Below are 4,193 nucleotides of genomic sequence, written 5' to 3'. Positions count from 1 at the left end.
TTGCGCTCCACGGTCTTGCCCTCGCGGGCCAGCTTGTACAGCGGCACCCCCTCGTGCTTGATGGCCGAATACATGCTGGGGATCTGTTCGATGTCGCCCTTGAACGACAATAAGGCCGTCTCGATCTGGGCGGACGACGCGTTCACCTCGGTGGTTTCCACCACATCGCCGTCGGCGTCACCGGTTTCCGTGGTCACACCCAGCTTGGCGGTGACCCGGTAACTCTTGTCGGATTCCAGCAAAAACTGGCTGAACTTGGTGGCTTCACCAAAACAAATCGGCAACATGCCGGTGGCCAGCGGATCCAGACTACCGGTATGCCCCGCCTTGGCAGCGGCAAACATTTTCTTGGCCATCTGCAGCGCGCCATTACTGCTCACGCCAGACGATTTATCCAATAACAGGATGCCGTTGAGATCACGGCCTCTGGGACGACGCTTTGCCACCTGACAGCTCCGAGTTACTCGTTGTTTCCGGTTTCGTCGTCTTCCGGACGCAACTCCCGGTCTTCGGCACGGGCATCATCAATCAACTGAGACAGATGTGCCGCCCGCTCCGGGGTCATGTCGTAATGGAAACGCAATTTGGGCGTGGTGCGGGTATTGAGGCTCTTCGCCAGGCTGCTGCGCAGGAAGCCGCTGGCCTTGACCAGCGCTTCTTCGGCTTCCACGCCGGCTTCTTCACCCTGTCCCAGCAAGGTGAAATACACCTCGGCATAGGACAGATCGCGGGAAACCGTGACATCCTGAATCGTCGCCAGATTGACCCGCGGGTCTTTCATTTCAAACTGCAGCAACCGGGACAGTTCACGCTGAATCTGGTCAGCGATACGGTCGGTGCGGTTAAAGCCCTGGGGGCGGCGATGACGGCTCATAGCAGGGTTCGGGCACACTCCTTACAGGAAGCGCGCCACCTCCTTCACTTCGAAGACTTCGATCTTGTCGCCTTCCTTCACGTCGTTGTAGCTCTTCACCGCGATGCCACACTCCATGCCGTTACGCACTTCAGGCACATCGTCCTTGAAGCGACGCAGGGATTCCAGCTCGCCTTCGAAGACCACCACATCGTCGCGCAGAACGCGGATCGGACGGTTCCGGTACAGCGTACCTTCCACCACCATACAACCAGCAACCGCACCGAACTTGGAAGAACGGAACACGTCGCGCACCTGGGCCACGCCAAGGATCTCTTCGCGTTTTTCCGGCGCCAGCAAACCACTCATGGCCTGCTTCACGTCATCAATCAGCTCATAGATCACGCTGTAGTAGCGCAGATCAATGCCTTCCTGCTCGCAGGTTTTCTTGGCCTTGGAATCTGCACGAACGTTAAAGCCCAGCAACACACCTTCACTGGTCATCGCCAGGTTGACGTCGGATTCGTTGATCGCACCCACGCCGCTGGAGACCAGATTCACCTTCACTTCATCAGTGCCCAGATCATTCAGGGCACTGGTCAGCGCTTCCAGTGAACCGCGCACATCGGTCTTCAACACGATGTTGACGGTTTTGGTTTCTGCGCTGCCCATATTTTCAAACAGGTTTTCCAGCTTGGATGCCTGTTGACGCTTGAGTTTGAGCTCACGGTCACGTTCCTGACGGAACTCGGCCACTTCCCGCGCCTTACGCTCGTCGGTCACAACCTGGATCTGCTCACCGGCTTCCGGTGCGCCATTCAGGCCCAACACTTCCAGCGGAATAGACGGGCCGGCTTTTTTGATCGGCTTGCCGTTCTCATCGATCATCGCCCGCACACGGCCAAAGTGGGCACCGGCCAGCAGCATGTCACCGATCTGCAGCTCGCCGCCCTGAACCAAAATGGAAGCAACGGTACCGCGACCTTTCTCGATACGGGATTCAATCACCACACCAGTGGCTGAACCAGACGCCTGAGCCTGAAGCTCCAGCAATTCAGATTGCAACAGAATGGCATCCAGCAGGTCATCGATGCCTTGGCCGGTATGGGCCGACACATTGATGAACTGGTATTCGCCACCCCACTCTTCCGGAATCACATCCTTGGTCGCCATCTCGTTACGCACGCGATCAGGATCCGCCTGCTCTTTATCGATCTTGTTGACCGCAATAATGATCGGCGCACCGGATGCTTTCGCGTGATTGATCGCTTCTTCGGTTTGCGGCATCAGGCCGTCATCGGCCGCCACCACAATCACCACGATATCCGTGGCTTTGGCACCACGGGCACGCATGGCGGTAAAGGCCGCGTGGCCAGGAGTATCGAGGAAGGTAATCATGCCCTTCTCGTGCTCAACGTGGTACGCACCAATGTGCTGGGTAATACCGCCGGCTTCACCGCTTGCCACCTTGGCTTTACGGATATAGTCCAGCAGGGAAGTCTTACCGTGGTCCACGTGGCCCATAATGGTAACAACAGGCGCACGGTGCTCGGAATCCACGCCTTCACGGGTAACCAGATCCGCGGCCAGATGATCTTCAAGCAGCTCTTCCTGCCCTTTGCTGGCAATGGGCTTGTGCCCCATCTCTTCCACCAACAGGAAGGCGGTTTCCTGATCGATCGGCTGATTGACAGTGACCATCTCGCCCATCTTCATCAGGGACTTGATCAACGACTTGGCCTTGACGTTCATACGCTGGGCCAGGTCGGTCACAGTAATAGTATCTGGAACTTCGACTTCGTAGATTTTCTTCTCCGTCGGCGTTTTAAAGCCATGCTGCTTGTTCATGGAGCTCTTCATCTTGCCGTGCACAACGCCCGCAACCTTGGGTTTGCGACGACGACGGCGAGACTGGCGCTCTTCACGCTGGTAGCTGGCTTCCTGGGCAGCATTAACGATGGACGAACCTTTGTCCTTTTCGTCTTCCGCAGCAGGCTTCTTCTCTTCCTGCTCGCCACGCTGTTCCAGTTCAGCTGCAATGCGGGCCGCTTCTTCAGCGGTGCGGCGAGCCGCTTCTTCTTCCGCTTTCTTGCGGGCTTCCGCTTCCTGCTTGCGCTTGGCTTCATCAGCTTCACGCTGCTTGCGCTCGGCTTCTTCGCGCTTGGCTTTTTCTTCCGGCGTTTCTTCCTTGGCCGGTTTCTTGGTTGCAGAAACCTTGGGCACAGAAACGCGTTTGCTCTTTTCTTCCGCCGCTTTTTCGCCGGCAGCTTTGCGTTCCTGCTCAGCCTTGGCGCGTGCTTCGTCTTCCTTCAACCGTGCCGCTTCATCATCCGCAGCACGTTTGGCGGCTTCTTCTGCCGCGCGTTTCTCTTCTTCCGCAGCACGTGCAGCTTCTTCAGCCGCCAGGCGTTCTGCTTCTTCACGCTCTTCCGCTTCCAGTACATCACGTTTCACGTAGGTGCGTTTCTTGCGCACCTCCACGTTCACGGTCTTGGACTTGCCGGCAGCGCCGGTGGTCTTGATGGTGCTGGTGGATTTACGCTTCAGCGTAATTTTCTTTCCACTGCTTTCGTCCTGGGCACCATGAGACTTGCGCAGATGCGCCAGTAGCTGCTGCTTCTGTTCATCGGAGACCACTTCGCTGGCATCGCCATGGGGCAACCCTGCGTCTTTCATCTGCGTGAGCAGCTTCTCGACGGGCGTCCCTACGATGTCGGCCAGTTTCTTTACGGTCGTTTCTGCCATGTCAGCAACACTCTCCTGTCCGTCTCTGATGGTGCCTGCTTGATCAGCCTGAAAAGGGGCGGTTATGCCCCGGCTTCGTCTTCGCCTTCAAACCAGGGAGCCCGTGCAGTCATGATCAACTCGGCTGCACGTTCTTCGCTCAGGCCTTCAATTTCCAGCAGGTCATCCACCGCCTGTTCGGCGAGGTCTTCCATCGTGACAATGCCACGGGAAGCCAATTCAACGGCCAACTCACGGTCCATACCTTCCATGTTCAGAAGGTCTTCCGCAGGCTCGGCCTGTTCAAACTTCTCTTCAGACACCAGGGCCTTGGTCAACAGCGCGTCTTTGGCGCGCTGGCGCAACAGCTCCACGATCTCTTCATCAAAACCATCAATTGCCAGCATCTCTTCCTCAGGCACATAGGCCACTTCTTCGAGGGTAGAGAAACCTTCATCAACCAGTACACCGGCCACATCTTCGTCAACGTCCAACTCATTGATGAACGTCTGCAAGGCCTGTTCCGCTTCTTCTTCCTGTTTGGTCTCAGCGTCATCAATAGTCATGACGTTGAGTTCCCAGCCGGTCAGCTCGGAGGCCAGGCGAATGTTCTGCC

4 protein-coding genes are annotated in these 4,193 nt (G+C 57.0%); all 4 read right to left on the bottom strand.

All coding sequences use genetic code 11. The features are described from left to right. A partial coding sequence (gene truB, locus A3754_RS05200; protein WP_063519005.1) for a tRNA pseudouridine(55) synthase TruB occupies positions 1-446 on the bottom strand: 446 nt, incomplete at its 3' end. Positions 447-460: 14 nt separating this feature from the next. Next, entirely contained in the window at positions 461-874 is a 414-nt protein-coding gene (gene rbfA, locus A3754_RS05195; RefSeq protein ID WP_007151594.1) for a 30S ribosome-binding factor RbfA, read from the bottom strand. A gap of 21 nt (positions 875-895) precedes the next feature. Next, positions 896-3,598 (bottom strand): translation initiation factor IF-2, encoded by a 2,703-nt coding sequence (gene infB, locus A3754_RS05190; protein WP_063519004.1) that lies wholly within the window; start codon positions 3,596-3,598, stop codon positions 896-898. A 62-nt stretch (positions 3,599-3,660) separates the two neighbouring features. After that, on the bottom strand, positions 3,661-4,193 hold a 533-nt coding region (locus A3754_RS05185), incomplete at its 5' end, for a helix-hairpin-helix domain-containing protein (RefSeq protein ID WP_231880496.1).

The sequence above is a fragment of the Alcanivorax sp. HI0083 genome (assembly GCF_001635175.1).
Note: the sequence above shows the minus strand (reverse complement) of the source record. Positions and strands in the feature narration are given on the sequence as shown.

What these genes read in the sequence shown, in the direction of transcription:
- rbfA (WP_007151594.1), bottom strand. Translation starts at nt 874, where the DNA reads ATGAGCCGTCATCGCCGCCCCCAGGGCTTTAACCGCACCGACCGTATC.
- infB (WP_063519004.1), bottom strand. Translation starts at nt 3,598, where the DNA reads ATGGCAGAAACGACCGTAAAGAAACTGGCCGACATCGTAGGGACGCCC.